The 15,939-nt window shown below is 44.8% G+C and carries 13 protein-coding genes; 3 read left to right on the top strand and 10 right to left on the bottom strand.

Features of this window, described 5'->3' with window-relative positions; translation table 11 throughout:
• Nucleotides 1-16: 16 nt before the first annotated feature.
• The 3 genes from AC58QD_RS17940 to polA form a co-directional block, all read right to left on the bottom strand.
• Nucleotides 17-742: an MntP/YtaF family protein gene (locus tag AC58QD_RS17940; RefSeq protein WP_497335694.1), complete on the bottom strand. Its 726-nt coding sequence runs from the start codon at nt 740-742 to the stop codon at nt 17-19.
• Nucleotides 743-804: 62 nt separating this feature from the next.
• Nucleotides 805-1,665, bottom strand: a complete 861-nt coding sequence (mutM, locus tag AC58QD_RS17935; protein WP_497335692.1) for a DNA-formamidopyrimidine glycosylase — start codon at nt 1,663-1,665, stop codon at nt 805-807.
• A 60-nt stretch (nt 1,666-1,725) separates the two neighbouring features.
• Nucleotides 1,726-4,377 (bottom strand): DNA polymerase I, encoded by a 2,652-nt coding sequence (gene polA, locus AC58QD_RS17930; RefSeq protein WP_497335690.1) that lies wholly within the window; start codon nt 4,375-4,377, stop codon nt 1,726-1,728.
• Between the two features lie 191 nt (nt 4,378-4,568).
• On the opposite strand from polA, the gene AC58QD_RS17925 reads away from it, so the two are divergent.
• The gene (locus AC58QD_RS17925) at nt 4,569-5,348 is read left to right on the top strand and encodes an HAD family hydrolase (RefSeq protein WP_497335688.1); all 780 of its coding nucleotides are present in this window, start codon (nt 4,569-4,571) and stop codon (nt 5,346-5,348) included.
• A 5-nt stretch (nt 5,349-5,353) separates the two neighbouring features.
• Here the strand turns inward: AC58QD_RS17925 and AC58QD_RS17920 are convergent, their stop codons facing one another.
• The 6 genes from AC58QD_RS17920 to AC58QD_RS17895 all read right to left on the bottom strand — a co-directional run bounded on the left by AC58QD_RS17920 (nt 5,354) and on the right by AC58QD_RS17895 (nt 12,027).
• Nucleotides 5,354-7,606 carry a GGDEF domain-containing protein gene (locus AC58QD_RS17920; RefSeq protein WP_497335686.1) on the bottom strand — a complete coding sequence of 751 codons (2,253 nt, stop codon included), beginning with the start codon at nt 7,604-7,606 and terminating at the stop codon, nt 5,354-5,356.
• 51 nt (nt 7,607-7,657) lie between these two features.
• On the bottom strand, nt 7,658-8,320 hold the full coding sequence (gene phoU, locus AC58QD_RS17915) for a phosphate signaling complex protein PhoU (protein WP_497335684.1): 663 nt from the start codon (nt 8,318-8,320) through the stop codon (nt 7,658-7,660).
• Between the two features lie 27 nt (nt 8,321-8,347).
• Complete coding sequence (gene pstB, locus AC58QD_RS17910; protein WP_497335682.1) at nt 8,348-9,100, bottom strand: phosphate ABC transporter ATP-binding protein PstB; 753 nt, start codon at nt 9,098-9,100, stop codon at nt 8,348-8,350.
• 59 nt (nt 9,101-9,159) lie between these two features.
• Entirely contained in the window at nt 9,160-10,029 is an 870-nt protein-coding gene (gene pstA / locus AC58QD_RS17905) for a phosphate ABC transporter permease PstA (protein ID WP_497335680.1), read from the bottom strand.
• Nucleotides 10,029-10,943: a phosphate ABC transporter permease subunit PstC gene (gene pstC, locus AC58QD_RS17900; protein WP_497335678.1), complete on the bottom strand. Its 915-nt coding sequence runs from the start codon at nt 10,941-10,943 to the stop codon at nt 10,029-10,031. The genes pstA and pstC overlap by 1 nt, the downstream gene beginning before the upstream one ends.
• Nucleotides 10,944-11,040: 97 nt before the next feature.
• Nucleotides 11,041-12,027 (bottom strand): PstS family phosphate ABC transporter substrate-binding protein, encoded by a 987-nt coding sequence (locus AC58QD_RS17895; RefSeq protein WP_497335676.1) that lies wholly within the window; start codon nt 12,025-12,027, stop codon nt 11,041-11,043.
• Between the two features lie 240 nt (nt 12,028-12,267).
• Here AC58QD_RS17895 and AC58QD_RS17890 point away from each other — a divergent pair, with 240 nt between their 5' ends.
• Together AC58QD_RS17890 and AC58QD_RS17885 are read left to right on the top strand one after the other, a co-directional pair.
• A complete protein-coding gene (locus tag AC58QD_RS17890; RefSeq protein WP_497335674.1) occupies nt 12,268-12,789 on the top strand; it encodes a hypothetical protein in 522 nt (173 codons plus the stop codon).
• Nucleotides 12,790-12,953: 164 nt separating this feature from the next.
• Entirely contained in the window at nt 12,954-14,693 is a 1,740-nt protein-coding gene (locus AC58QD_RS17885; protein WP_497335672.1) for a methyl-accepting chemotaxis protein, read from the top strand.
• 502 nt (nt 14,694-15,195) lie between these two features.
• Here the strand turns inward: AC58QD_RS17885 and AC58QD_RS17880 are convergent.
• Nucleotides 15,196-15,912, bottom strand: a complete 717-nt coding sequence (locus AC58QD_RS17880; RefSeq protein WP_497335670.1) for a response regulator transcription factor — start codon at nt 15,910-15,912, stop codon at nt 15,196-15,198.
• Nucleotides 15,913-15,939: the final 27 nt, after the last annotated feature.

Here is a 15,939-nt window from a genome sequence, read left to right as displayed (position 1 = left end):
TTCTCACGCCCCATTCCTACAGCAATTTCATTAGTCCCATTATAATCAAGAGAACTCCAGGTAAGAACGACAAATTCTTCATCCATGCCCGGTCCGCACATAGGGTCCCCACCCGAAGCCCCGTTGCAATAAAAAATCCGCTTGAGCAAGCAATTAATACAGCAGTCAGTAAAGAGGTGAAGCCTATAAATGCAGCTCCTATTCCTGCTCCGAATGCATCCAATGATAGTGCGATCCCTAACAGCACAGCCTCTGATGCCGAAATAATTCCAGAACGATCCATATCGGCTAGTGCAGGCTTCCGCAAAATCTGAATGACCAGACCAATACGTTTCCATTCAATTACGACAACCGTCCGTATTTCCCCATTGGATTCATTCGCCACTGTTGCTCGATGAACATCTACTTTTCCAGTTACGTCCAGACTTGGGAGCGATCGTTCGATATGTTCCTCAGGACTTTCGGTGCCCGATTTGTTCCTGAATATTTGGGTAAGTGCCCATATCCCGACCCCGATTAGGATCAGAGCTCCTGCCACGGTTGCGACATGAGGGGAAAGGAATTTCGAAGCGAACCCTCCTAATTGCATGGCCATCCAGAAAATAAGTCCAGAACATCCCGAAATGATCATGATCGATAGAAATGGAATTCGAATTCTTCGCAGTCCATAGGTCATACCCACACCGAAGCCGTCCAAGCTGACAGCTAATGCTAAGAAGCTCAACGAAATGATAGACAGCATAAGCACATTCCTCCACGCTCTAGGCTCCTACCCACTATATGGCGGAGAGAACGAAAAAGTGCTTATCGATTCGTTGCTGTTCTCGTACGATTCTGTTTCTGCTTCTGACAGGCCGGACAAAAATGCGTTCCCCTACCGCCGACAACTGTCTTTAAGATCAATTGCTCGCAACGTGTACATGGTTGGCCATTCCGACCGTACACTAATAATTGTTGTTGGAACATTCCCATCTCCCCTTGACCATTCACGTAGGATTTGATGGAAGATCCCCCAGCATCAACAGCTTCTTGCAGAATAGTGACGATGGCCTCATGTAAGCTGGCTAACTCCTTACGGCTTAAAGAATTGGCAGTCCGTTCAGGATGTATACCCGAGCGATGCAGCGATTCATCCACATAAATATTACCGATCCCTGTTATGATTTCTTGATTGAGAAGCAACGGCTTAATCTTGGTGGTGCGCGATGCTACCCTCACTCGGAAATCGTCAAGCGTGAAGGCTGCATCAAGCGGCTCACGTCCCAGCTTGTTGAGCGGCGGCAACGTGTCCTCCTCACCCAAGGCGAACAGATGCATCGTACCGAATTGGCGAACATCCTTGTAGCGAAGCTCGGTACCGTCATCGAAGTGAAACACAACATGTGTATGCTTCTCCAAGGGCTCATCAGCACTGTACAACCCGTATCGTCCTTCCATCCGCAGATGGGATACTAGGACCAACTGATCCATTACAAGACGGAGAAACTTGCCCCTTCGCTCAACAGTGTTAATCGTCTGACCTTGCAGCATCAGGCTGAACTGATGAATATCATCAGGCCGTTGTATAATTCGAGGCAGATGAACCGTAACTCTCTCGATGTGTTTGCCGGCTACCAGCACATTTAACGTCCTGCGGACAGTTTCTACCTCTGGTAATTCAGGCATGTGTAGTTTCTCCTCTCAAGCATTATGAAGTCGAAGTAAGTACACTTCGTAAGCATAATCTTACTTGGCTTCGTACCAATTGACACCATAATTGACATCAACCTTTAATGGAACATCCAGTGACAAGGCACTTTCCATCACTTCCGGAACGAGTACTTTCATAAGCTCCAGTTCTTCCTTCGGCACTTCAAATACAAGTTCATCATGAACCTGGAGCAGCATTCGGCTCTTCACATTCTCTGAAGTCATCCGATCGGATAGCTGGACCATGGCCAATTTGATAATATCCGCGGCTGTCCCTTGGATCGGGGTATTCATAGCCGTACGCTCCGCGAATGAACGAAGGTTAAAGTTGGATGCATTGATGTCAGATAAGTACCTGCGTCTTTGCAGCAATGTTGTAACATAACCATTCGTTCTAGCTTGTTTAATAATATCATCCATATATTTACGAACGCCTTGGAACACGGCAAAATATTGCTCTATAAATTGGGAGGCGTCTTTACGTGTAATGTTCAAGTTCTGTGATAATCCGTAATCGCTGATTCCATAGACGATACCGAAGTTAACAGCCTTTGCCTGGCGTCTCATATTGGAATCTACAGCAGATTCCGGTACGCCGAATACGTCCATAGCCGTCTTCGTATGAATATCCATATTGTTCTGGAATGCCTCTATCAGCTTCTCATCCTTGGAAATATGAGCAAGCACGCGCAGTTCGATCTGCGAATAATCGGCAGCAAGGATGTACCATGACGGCTCTGAAGGTACGAATACTTTGCGGACTTTACGTCCTTCCTCCAAGCGAATCGGGATGTTCTGAAGATTAGGAAACTGACTGCTGAGACGTCCCGTCGCCGCAATGGTTTGTTGATAGTACGTATGCACTTTTCCTGTTTCAGGACGAATTTCCTTCAGCAAACCTTCCACATAAGTAGATTGAAGCTTCGCCAGCTGACGATAATGTAGAATGCTTGTGACAATCTCATGGTAAGGAGCCAGCTTCTCCAACACCTCAGCATCCGTAGAATATCCTGTCTTCGTCTTCTTAATAACGGGAAGCATCAACTTATCGAATAATAAATCACCTAGCTGTTTGGGAGAATTGATATTAAATTCAGTCCCAGCTAATTCATAGATTGTATTCACGAGTTTATCGACGGATTTGGCCAACTCACCGCCAAACTTGCGGAGTCCATCCGCATCAACAGTGATCCCTGTTTTCTCCATAGTGGCAAGGACGCAAGCCAGAGGCTTCTCAAGCTCGTAATACAAATGATTCATCTCATTCTTCTCCAGGTCAGCGCGCAAGAGAGGGACAAGTCTATGAATAACAGCCGCTTTGCGGCACAAGTGCTCGCTAAGTACGGCTACCTCAGGAAGCTTAAACTTCGCTCCCTTGCCGAATACATCTTCATCCGCAGTAATGTTGGGATTGTCGTAACGGCGTGCTAGAGCGTTCAATGTATGATTAGATTCAGTAGGATCTAACAAGTAAGCCGCGATTAGAATATCGAAGTTAACTCCTTGCAGATCTATGCTGTGTCTGCTTAATGCAATCTCAGCTCGATGCATGTCGTACACCGTCTTCTTGGCATCCCGGTCCGCAAGCCAAGCTCGAACAGGCTCAGCAACTGCATCTTTCAATAATGGGAATGCCATGTAGTAACAGCAGGTTTCCGCATAAAAGGATAGTCCAACTACAGTTGAGATATGCGGATTGTCCCCGATTGCCTCCACATGCAGAGTCTCGATATTACCCTCCTGCAGCAGCTTCACGAAATCGGGCAGAATTGCGCTATCCAGCACAACTATTGTCAGGTCCTCCTGAGGCTCTGCCGACTGTTGTGACGTTGGAAGGTCCAGCTTGTCCAATAACGATTTGAACTCTAGCTTGCGGAATATATCGCCAAGTCTCTGAGGATCATAACCATCGTATTTCAACCCATCCCAAGGAAGGTCCAATGGGACCTCGCGATAGATCGTGGCTAGCTCTTTGCTCATCGTAGCACTGGCAGCATGCTCACGAATCTTCTCTTGCATCTTGCCCGATATTTCTTCAACCGCGGAGAGCACACCCTCCACACTCCCATACTGATGAAGGAGCTTGAGGGCTGTTTTCTCCCCTACTCCTGGAATACCGGGGATATTATCGGATGCGTCACCCATCAAGCCTTTGAGATCGATAATTTGATGCGGCTTCAGTCCGTATGTTTCTTGGATATGCTCTGGAGTGAAGCGTTCAACTTCGCTAACGCCTTTACGAGTAATCGCTACTGTAACGTATTCTGAAGACAGCTGGAGCATATCTTTATCTCCAGATACAATGACAACCGGGAACTGATTCGCATCCGCTAGCCGGGTCATCGTGCCGATAATGTCATCCGCTTCATAACCTTCAATTTCGAATTGAGAAATACCAAATGAACGCAGCAATTCCTTAACAACAGGGAATTGTTCGGAGAGCTCGGGCGGTGTTTTGGCCCGACCTCCTTTATAATCCTCGTAGCCTTTATGTCTGAACGTTAATTTACCGGCATCAAATGCGACTAGAAAATGGGTGGGTTGTTCTTCTTCAATTAATTTGAGCAGCATCGTAGTAAATCCGAACACAGCATTCGTATGCAATCCAGATGAGTTGCTAAGTAAAGGCAGTGCGAAAAAAGCTCGGTAAGCGACACTATTGCCGTCAATAATAATCAATTTGGTCATGGATACACCTCATTATATACAGTCCTTGTTACATCATAGCACAAAGCTTATCTGTTCGCGAAAACGAGTTATCTGATTCGAACGTTGTCCTATCGGAAAGTTTCATATTCGGCTTACCTGCTTCATATGTATCAAGGATAGGGATAGTTAGCTATCCCTCGATTAGCAAGATCACGAGAGGTGTCGACATCATGAAAAAAATAGTTGTGCCGCCAGCAGTTCGTACCATTTTTCTGGATATGAATAACACTATGATAGACCCGGAACGATCCTTCGAACAATGCTTCAAAAACATCCTGATTGATTTCACGGGAAGATGGGAATCGGATGACCAAGAAGCAACCCCGAAGAAGGCAGTTGAAATGTATTTGACGGAATGGAACAAGCGAAAGATTAAGATTAAGCCGCAGTCCGGTGACTCGGGCGCAGCCGTTATGGAGCTTCGCAAAGGATGCTTAAAAGCTGCGTTGAAACATTATCCCTTCGCAATTAACGATTCCTTCGTACAATCCTTCTTCCGTGAAATGAAAAAACAACAGCGCCAACATGCCGTCTTATTCCCTCATACCGCAGATACCATTCGCGAGCTTGCCAAGCAACATCAATTAGGCATCATCAGCAATGGCAATAAAGATGTTCAGGAAGAGATGATACACCGTTTTGGACTGTCAGCGGAGTTGCCTAGGGAACGTATTTTCACTTCAAAAAAAGGAGAGTATCGTAAGCCGGATTCCGCTATTTTCCTGCAAGCGCTGAAAGGAACAGCAACGGAACCCTCTCAGGCTGCTATGGTAGGGGATTCATGGACCAACGATATTGTAGGAGCGCTAAAATGCGGGATGAGAGCAATCTGGCTTAACAAGCATAATCCCAAAAAAATAACCCAACGCAAAGTTGGGAAACACAAAATTATAGTCATACGGCAATTTCAACAGCTAGGAGACTTATTTGAAGGCCAAACTCGAGTATAAGCAGGTTAAGCTTCCTGATATTTGAGAGGCAGACTCTCGTCCCCGTACTCATTCAAATGTTTATACAAATAAATGCTGCCTTTATAAGCTTTGGCCTGTTTCTTCAGCTTGGCTGCTTCCTGGGAGATTTGTTCAGCGTTCAGGTCTGCATAACAAGTACACACGACAAGTGAGAGCGATATACTGACGCCTTCCGCATCGGTAATCCGTCCTTCCCGATCAACAACTTCATGACTTTCAGCTTCATAAAATGCAATTACCCCCTGGTCGAACTGGCGGATAATCTCCTCACATAATCGGTTGGGGAATTCCACGTCCGTTAAGACTATGAAATCATCTCCTCCAATATGGCCTACGAAATCGAAAGAATGTCCACAAGTTCGAGAGGCCTCTTGCAGAACGTCTGCCGTAAACTGGATCATTTGATCCCCTTTGTGAAACCCGTAGCGATCATTGAACCATTTGAAGAAATCAAGATCGGCATAAATGACGGAAAAAGCGCTGCCTTCTAACAATCGCTTACTCAGCTCGCGTTGAATTTGTACGTTCCCCGGGAGACCCGTCAATGGATTTGCAACCCGAGCATACTCCACACGGGCTTTCGTAATAGACTCCAGAATGGATCTTATGGAAGCCGTTCCAAGATATCGGCCTTCACTTGTAATAATAACGTAATCGTACAGTTGATTAATGTCTCGTGAGGTAGCCATCTGCGACACCTGATCTAACGATATCTTATCATCGACGATCAAGGGATATTGATCCATCAGCTGGCTAATCGGTCTGCTCCAATACAAGGAGATTCCATATTGCCCAGCTAACTGCTGGAATAGCTTGTCCCTCATGATTAACCCCTTGGGAACTCCTCGTGAGACAATAACTGCTCCAATGGCCCGTTCGTTCCCTTTGAAATAATTGGCTACCTCTGAGATGTAAGTCTCTGGCTCGAAGCTTGTTATAGGAGTCGCGAGCTGACCTATCGTCATACGCCCATTAGAGCTCTTCCATCTGCGTTGCCGCAAAATCTGTTCTGTCAGGCCTTTGTCCATAGAAATCATTTGTTTGGAGGGCTTGGCGATTAAATAACCTTGTCCAAAATGAATCCCCATCTGCATCAGCTTCATTAGCTCTTCCGTCTTCTCAATTCCTTCGGCAATGATTCGAATATTCATTTTCTCAGCGAAAGAGACGAACGTTTCTAATATGCTTTCTTTGATCTTGTCTTTGTGGATGTCTTGAATGAGGGAACGGTCTACTTTGATAAAATCCGGTTGTAACTCGGCTATGGCCTGGAGGGATGAATACCCTGCACCGGCATCATCAATCGCAATTTGGTAGCCTTGACTGCGGTAATGCTGCAAAAGCTTCTTGGTTGTGGAAAAATCCTCGATTGAGCTTCTTTCGGTAATTTCGAACACAACATTCTGAGGCTTCAAACCGCGAGCTTCAAGCAGCTTGAGTGTCTGTCCCGGCGTAAAATGCGGATCATGAATCACATGAGCCGGAATATTAATAAATACCTTCTCTGAGTCCTGAAGCTCGATACAACCGGCAATAGCTTTCTCCCTCGCAAGTCGGTCTAACGTATACAACATATTCTCCCGTTCAGCGAATTCGAACAAAGAGACCGGAGAGTGGAAGATCGAATCCGATGGTCCTCTGGTAAGCGCCTCATATCCGAAAATCCGGGCATCCTCGAAAGAAACGATCGGTTGGTACACGGATGATATAAGCTGCTTATCCATAATATCCAGAAATTCGTTCACTTTGCTGGAGACATTCGAATCCTCCTGCTGCCTCGCCATGCCAATTGATTGTTTGACCGCTCTATAGATAACGGTATCCATGTCGGTCTCCAATTGATCAGACAATAAAGACGTTCCCATACGAAGCTCCAGCGATAAATCTGTTTCTTTCTGTCGAACAATAGGAAGCATTGTCCGTTCAATCTCAAGCTTAATGCGTATTGCCATTTCCAATAAATCTTTCGACTGACGGTCCTCGGATTGTTTCCGATTCAGGGCAACGAAGAACAAGAAATCGTCGCTCATGCTGCACACTTTTAATATGGAAGGGTTCTGCGCCTGGAGCTTCAATGTACATGTCTTGATCGAAGACAGAACATGTTCACAATAGGCTCTTCCTCTGCCTTGCTCCCATTCATTGAATTGAATAATATCTAAATAAACTAATCCTATACGGCTTCTCTTCCAATGATACTTAATATGCTCCAGCTCTTCGCTGTCTAATCGGAACATGAGGATCCCTCGCAGTGTGTGAATGGTCGGATGGGGAGAGAACGAATATCACTAAGAATTCAGATCTGGACGTTTCCCTTTCACTAAATACACTACACTTTCACCGATATTGGTAGCGTGGTCTGCCATCCGTTCCAAGTATCTGCTTACGAAGCATAACAGCATGGATTGGTTAACCGTCTTCGGTTTATCAACCATAAATACGAATAATTCACGCATAATTTGACTGTGAAGCTGGTCAACGTCGTCATCCATCTTAGCCATTTTGTAGGCGAGCTCTACATTCTCATTCACATAAGCATCAATGCTCTCATGGGTCATCAATTGAACGATCTCGGCCATCCTTGGGATATCTAGAAGCGGCTTGATCAGCGGCTCATCTCCGATGCGAAGCGTGACTTTGGCGATATCAACAGCCAGATCAGCCATTCGCTCAAGATCACTCGCCATCCTGAAAGCAATAATAATTCTGCGTAAGTCTTTTGCTACAGGTTGCTGAGTCGCAATTAAGTTCGTGCCGATCTCTACAATCATTTCTTCCCTTGAGTTAATGGCTGCATCTGATGTAATGACTTGCTGAGCGAGCTCGAGATCGCCCTCCTTCAATGATCGAACTGAGTCTATGATGGCTTGTTCTACACTACCGCCCATTTCGATTAATTGTTTGCGAAGTCCGTTCAAGGCCGTATCGAACTGTTGACGTTTCATTACCATAACAATAGTCCCCCCAAATGGATATAATCAGCCGAATCGGCCTGTAATGTAATCTTCCGTACGCTGATCTTCCGGATTCGAGAACAGCTTGACGGTTTCAGCAAATTCAATGACTTCCCCATTGAGGAAGAAAGCAGTTTGATTCGATACACGTGCAGCCTGCTGCATATTGTGCGTCACGATTACGATCGTGTATTGATCTTTCAATTCTTGAACCAATTCTTCAATCTTCAAGGTGGAGATCGGATCAAGAGCCGAAGTCGGCTCATCCATCAGGAGAATCTGTGGATTAACCGCTAATGCGCGAGCAATACATAGCCGCTGCTGCTGGCCTCCTGATAGACCATAAGCGGATTTCTTCATATAGTCCTTTACTTCTTCCCACAATGCAGCAGAACGGAGGCTGTTTTCCACGATATCGTCCAATTCTGACTTCTTGGTTACACCATGAATACGAGGACCATACGCAACATTATCATAAATGGATTTCGGGAAAGGATTCGGCTGTTGAAAAACCATCCCTATATTTTTACGAAGCAGCTCTACATTCACGTCTGCATCATAAATGTTCGTTCCATTAATCATCACTTTACCGGTAATTCTTACACCCTTGGTCATATCGTTCATCCGATTCAAAGTACGCAGAAGAGTGGATTTCCCGCAACCTGACGGACCAATGAACGCAGTAATGGATTTCTCTTCAATCACCATCTTGACGTTCTTCAAAGCATGAAATTCTCCGTAATGTAAATTTAGTCCCTCAATATCAATAATAGGCATGAAGGATCCCCCTCTTAGAATGTTTAGTAGTTTATTTGCAAGTGTATGCTTCGTTTCGTTTATACTTTTTTCTGATATTTGTTGCGCAGATAGATCGCTAAGGCATTCATACTTAACAGCATAAGGAGCAAGACTATAATACCCGCTGCCGCAACATTCTGGAATTCCGCTTGGGGTAAGCTTGACCAACTATAGATTTGAATCGGCATCGCCGTGAAACCGTCAAATACGGAATGCGGAAGGAAAGCAATGTAAGACACAGCTCCGATCACGACTAGCGGCGCAGTTTCTCCAAGGGCTCGCGACAAGGAAAGGATCGCCCCTGTAAGAATACCTGGTATGGCTGAAGGAAGAACTACCCGGACAATCGTCTGCCATCTGTTCGCTCCTAATGCAAAGGAGGCATGCCGCTGATTCATAGGGATAGCGCGGATCGCTTCTTGGGAAGCCACAATAATGATCGGAAGCACGAGTAATGTCATTGTAAGAGCACCGGAGAGAATACTTCGCTCAAATCCCAATACCCGAACGAATACCGTTAACCCAAGCAAACCATAGACGATAGACGGAACCCCCGCTAAGTTAGCAATATTCGTCTGAATAATTCGACTTAGCTTAGTATCCTTGGAATATTCCTCCAAATAAATTGCAGTTGCTACACCAATAATAAAAGTGAGCGGAGTCGTTATAGCCATAAGCCAAATCGTACCGAAGATTGCTGCTTTAATCCCTGCATTCTCAGGAATACGCGAGGAGAAGTTAGTGATGAAATCCCAGTTTATCCACCCTATTCCTTTAATGAATACTTGTCCTAAAAGCAATACTAATGCTAAAACTCCTATGCTCGTAGACAGGAAGAATAAGCCGTGAAATAGTTGATTCTTCCGTTTGCGCTTCAAAATATGCTTCAATTCATTAGAAGGCTGCATCAATAGTCCTCCTTAAACTTTCTGGAAATGTAGCCTGCCACAATATTCATTAGCAGTGTAATAACGAACAACGTAATACCCACTGCATAGATCGTCAAATATTCAACAGTTCCGTGCTGCGTATCTCCCGAGCTCACAGCAACGATGTACGCTGTAAGAGTCTGGATACTTTCTAGTGGATTATAGGACATCTGTGACAGGTTACCTGCCGCGAGTGTTACAATCATCGTCTCCCCAACTGCCCGAGATAAACCGAGAACAAATGAAGCAACAATTCCAGAGAATGCTGCTGGTACGACAATCTTGATCGCTACTTCCAGCTTGGTCGATCCAAGCGCATAAGCAGCGGCGCGCAGCGATTTCGGAACAGCCATCATGGCATCCTCGCTAAGTGAAGAGATCATTGGAATAATCATAATTCCTACGACGATCCCTGCGCTTAATGCGTTAAACACATCTGTCGCGGGCAAAATCATCTGTAACACGGGTGTGACGAATGTAAGGGCGAAGAATCCATATACGATGGTTGGAATGCCCGCTAATATTTCAAGCACCGGCTTCAAAACCGTGCGTACGCGGTCCGGTGCGTATTCGCTCAAATAAATGGCGCTTCCCAAGCCAACAGGAAGTGCAACGATGCTTGCAATTAGTGTAATCATCAACGTACCGGTTAAAAGCGGCAGCACACCGAATTCAGGCTCGGAGAACAGCGGGGTCCACTTCGTTCCCGTCAAAAAATCCAATATAGGTACTTCTCGGAAAAATCCAATGGATTCTATTACCAGGATCAATACGATACCTACTGTTGTGAAGATAGAAATGATGGCGAATAGCAGGAGCAATCTTGGCATGAATTGATCCGTGGAGAGCCATTTCTTTTTCTGTTTATACGATGCTTTCTCTGAATGCGGCATATTGAGCCCCCTGACTACAAGGTTTAAACAAGCGGATAACCGTGGCACTTCAAAGGTTTTACCCTCGATGCACCACGGCTTTTAAAGAATGAGAATGTTACTTCACAGCTTCAAGGTTCTTGTTGTACATGTCTTGTGGAAGCTTGATGTATTTCGCTGCTTCTACAAGTTTTTGACCTTCAGCACTGTTGTAGTACTTGATGAATTCTTTTACATGCGGTTTAGCAAGTGCGCTTTTCAACGGGTAGATGAAGATTGGGCGGGAAAGCGGCTTGTAAGTCAATTTCTCAATTGTTTCATGGGATGGCGCTATTGCTGGTGCTGCTGCATCTACTTTGATGGAAACGGCATTCAATTTGGACTCATTTTCTTTGAAGTAAGAGTAGCCGAAGTATGCCATAGCGTACTCGTCACCAGCAACACCTTTTACTAACACGTTATCGTCTTCAGAAGGTGTGAAATCTGTGCGGGATTCCTTGGCTTTACCATTAATCGCTTCTGTGAAGAATTCAAATGTTCCAGATGCTGTACCAGGACCAAATAACTTGATTTCTTTATCCGGCCATTCAGGGCGAACTTGGTTCCATTTCGTGATTTTGCTGTCCTTCTCCCAAATCTTCTTCAGTTCAGCAACTGTCATTTCTTTTGCAAAAGTATTCTTCTTGTTAACAACAACGGTAATTCCGTCATAAGCAATTGGCATTTCAACTACTTCTTCATTTTTTGCTTTCAAGTCTGTAACTTCTTGCTCTTTTATTTTACGGGAGGAGTCCGCGATTTCGATTTCCTGGCTGATCAGTTTTTTCAATCCATTGGAGCTTCCGGATTCACCGACAGTGATCTTAACATCTTTGTTCTTTTTCATGAACTCTTCAGCTACGGCCTGGGAGATCGGGAACACAGTGGATGAACCGTCGATTCTGATGTCTCCTGCAAGCTTTGCTGGTTCTGCTGTCTTGGCTGGAGTGGATCCGCCTGCATTAGTTTTTGGAGTGTCCGAAGTTTTCTCCCCGCAAGCTGCTAGTGATAATGCTAATACCGCTGTTGAAAGTACGATTGTTCCTTTGCTCCATACCTTATTCATAATTCTCGACCACTCCTTCGTATTTGTGCTTACAACGTAATACTAACGTCCTACTGTTATCGCAAATTTCATGATTTGTAAACGCAATGTAAAACTTTTCGTGCATTGTTTCATAGAATTTACATCTCTGCGCGACTTTATTCCTAGATAGGCAGCCAATTGAATCCCCACGGATCTAGTAGAACCTTTCCTTCTCTCATGCATAGTATAGTTTAGTAGATTAGGGAGGGAACTGGAACGATGGTGAAAAACCTATTAACATCAAAAGATAGGAAGAAAATTAAAAAATGGATTACAAAATTAGAAACAAGAGAATATACCCCGAATAATAAAAGAGTAGCTGCTAGGTCGAATCTAAAACTGTCCTTCAAAGAAATGAGTGGGGGCGCACATAGGATCGTTTATGACATGGAAAATGGCTTCGTATTGAAAGTAGCTATTTCGAAAAAAGGAATACAATGTAATAAAGTTGAAGCAGAGCTATACAAAACAGCACATTCCTCCCTCAAATCGTACCTTGCAAAAGTTGAGGATAATGGATTGGGGTGGATTATTATGGAGAAAATCAAAGATAGAGTTCGTAAAACCGATGTAAACAGGAGAAAACTAATAAATATTCATAAAAAGTTTTCAAAAATGGGGGTAAACGCCAGAGATACCATCCGTCGAATGAATAAAGAGCCTAGATGGGGCAATATTCGTTACCTCAAGAAATCTAAATCCATTATAATTATCGATTATGGTGATTTTGAGTATCTATAAATTATTTAACTATCTTCTAGGTTCGTAATGGCATTTCTTACTCGGACTTATGGCAAGTTTGGATTAGTAACGATTTACAATCCGCTTACATAACCCGCGCTGTCTGTTAATGATTCTTGATTAAGATGAAAGAAAAAAAGAATTGCAACAGGGGAGCTGGGAAAATGAATAGGATTTTATATCGTGCTACTCATTGGACGATGAGAATGAAATTGGTCATTAGCTTCACATTGATCGTAAGCTTGTTTGCTGCTGCAGGATGGTTCCAGATGCTCCAGCAGCAAAATATTCGAACACAGATTGATTTACAGAACCTCGAGGTCAGCAGAAATCTGTTATCTATGCATCTAAAGCAAAGTACGGAGCAATTGGCGGCGATCCATGCATCAGTTGTCATTTCTAAGGAATTAGATGACGCATCTGAGTTATATAGGGAGAAAAAAAAGCTGTTTCTGGACTATATCAAGCAAGTAGGGGAAACCGCTTCTACAGGGGAGGAACGTAAATGGAGAGCCAAGCTTGCAACCGTGTCAGAGGAATACACTGCTACATTCGCAGCTGCAGAAGAACTCATGAACACTCCGATTCCCCCCGCAGAGCTAGCTAAGCAATTGGAGCAACAATTCGCCTTATCGCAAACCCACAAAGAGTACTTGTTCGAGCTTGTAGACCAATTTAACACTACTTATACGAAAGCCACAGAAGCAGCCGTTGCTCGTTCACAAGAGCTGTTTCATCAGTCCGAGCTATTTACATATTGGTCCATGGCCATAGCTATCCTGCTCGCGATTAGTATTTCTATTGTACTGATTCGTTCTTACTCGAAACCGATCCGCAGCTTGTATCGAACCATGTCGCTCATTGCAGAGGGAGATTTGAGGAATCGGGTCGCATCTACTGCTCAAGATGAGCTGGGCGTGCTCAGTCGCCATTTCGATCAGATGATGGACAAGGTCCGTAATCTATTAGTACACATGAGCATGATTGGAACTTCATTAACTGCACAATCCGAGGGCTTTCAATTATTCGCAAGATCGACCGCTACATCCAATCATGACATCTTGCGTGCTATAAATGAGATTTCCGTGGGGGCTGACCAACAAGCTGCACAGACGGAGAAAAGCACCCAGCTTGTCCTTGAATTGGCTGATGAAGTTGCCGATATTGCAAGACAAACCGGTGAAATGCAGGAGCTCAGCTCGTTAGCCAAATCTAACACTCATTCAGGTGCACAAGCTGTTCTGCATCTTAAAACGGCTGCGAATCGCTCGGAGGAGCTGCTTCTCCAAGTATCCGAGACTATGAACAACTTTATCTCAGACTCGGTAAAAATTGGGCATATCGTCCGCACCATCAGCGAGATCTCTACAGAAACGAATGTGTTAGCGGTCAATGCAGCCATTGAAGCTGCGCGGGCAGGCCAACACGGTCGCAGCTTCTCTGTTATCGCGGAGCAGATTCGGCAGCTATCGGATCAAACCGGGCAATCCGCCAAATCCATAGCAGCTCTCACCTCATCTCTGAAAGGTCAGATTGCTGATGTTCGTGAGCATATGGATAGTGTAATAGAAGCAACCAATATGCAGGACAAGCAGCTGCATAACACTTTAGTATCCTTTCATTCCATTGAGAGCTCGATTGAGCGGCTGCATGAGTATATGGATCAAATTCACAGCAAAGTGCGTAACGCCAAAGGACGCAATTCTGAATTTGCCGACTCCCTTGCTCTAGTTGCAGCAATTTCACAAGAAACGGCTGCAGGTGTTCAAGAGGTTAACTCTACATCCGCTCAACAGGACGCAGCTATCCAACAAATCGCTTCCCAATCGGTGGATATGTATGGGTTGGCCCAGCAACTTTTTGATGAGATGCGGCAATTTAAGTTTGAGGGGGAAAATAAATAATGATGAATATTGCATTGGTCAGTGCAGGGGAGAGCACGTCAATGGGATTCCGACCGCTGTTGTCCTCAGGTTCCTTTGATTATATTTTTTATTGGTAGGAACCCCAGGACAAAGGCGGACGCTTCGCTTCTCCACCCCATTGACATGCTCACTTGGAGTTACGATGCTGCATGGAGTTCATTATTTATTTTCATGAGGGTAGGGTAGAAAGAAGATGGTTCAGTGCAGGGGAGAGCACGTCAATGGGATTCCGACCACTGTTGTCCTCTGGTTCCTTTTATTATATTTTTTATAGGTAGGAACCCCAGGACAAAGGCGGACGCTTCGCTTCTCCACCCCATTGACATGCTCTCTTGGAGTTACGATGCTGCATGGAGTTCATTATTTATTTTCATGAGGGTAGGATAGAAAAGAACGGTTAGTGCAGGGAGTAGGATAGAAAAGAAGCCGGGGGGCGTCTGGCCTCCTTCGGCTTCCGTTTCAAAAGAAAATGAATATTTGACTACTTCTTTGAGCTGTGAACGACCAATTTGTAGCCTAGACCGCGGATCGAATCAATTTGAACACTCTCTTGGTTCATCTCCAGCTTCTTGCGGAGTGAACTTACATGTACATCGACGGTACGTTGTCCGCCAATGTAATCGAAGCCCCAGACGATATTCATAAGGTCATCGCGTGTGATGACTACCCCTGGACGTTGTGCCAAGTAGAGCAATACCTCGAACTCCTTAGGTCGAAGGGGAATGGATTCTCCATTCAAGTTCACTTCGTACTTCTCAGGATAGATTCTCAAATCCCCGATCTGAATAACCTTGTCGTGATTATTATCGTCCATGAACGTCCCTTCATCGGACTTCGTTCTACGAATGACCGCAGATACCCGCGCCAACAGCTCAGCCACTCCAAAAGGCTTAGTAATATAGTCATCTGCCCCGCTTTTTAACCCTTGAACAACTTCCTCTTCAGCATTACGGGCAGTTAATATAATAATTGGAGTTTTATTGCCCTTCTGGCGCAGCTTCTGCAGCACTTCAAACCCATTCAATCCAGGTAGCATAATATCGAGAATGATCAAATCGTAATTGCCTTGTTGAGCTGCTTGCAGCCCTTCTCCGCCGTGATCAATAACTTTAGTTTCGTACCCTTCCTGTGATAAGTTGTAGGTTAGCAATCTCGCCAAGGTCGGCTCATCCTCGACAACCAGAATCTTCTTAGACATGCGAACCCCCCGATTTGTATTCCGTGA

Source organism: Paenibacillus sp. J2R1T-4 (genome assembly GCF_059692235.1).
The sequence above is the reverse complement of the archived record's forward strand: the minus strand, read 5'-3'. Positions and strand labels throughout refer to the sequence as shown.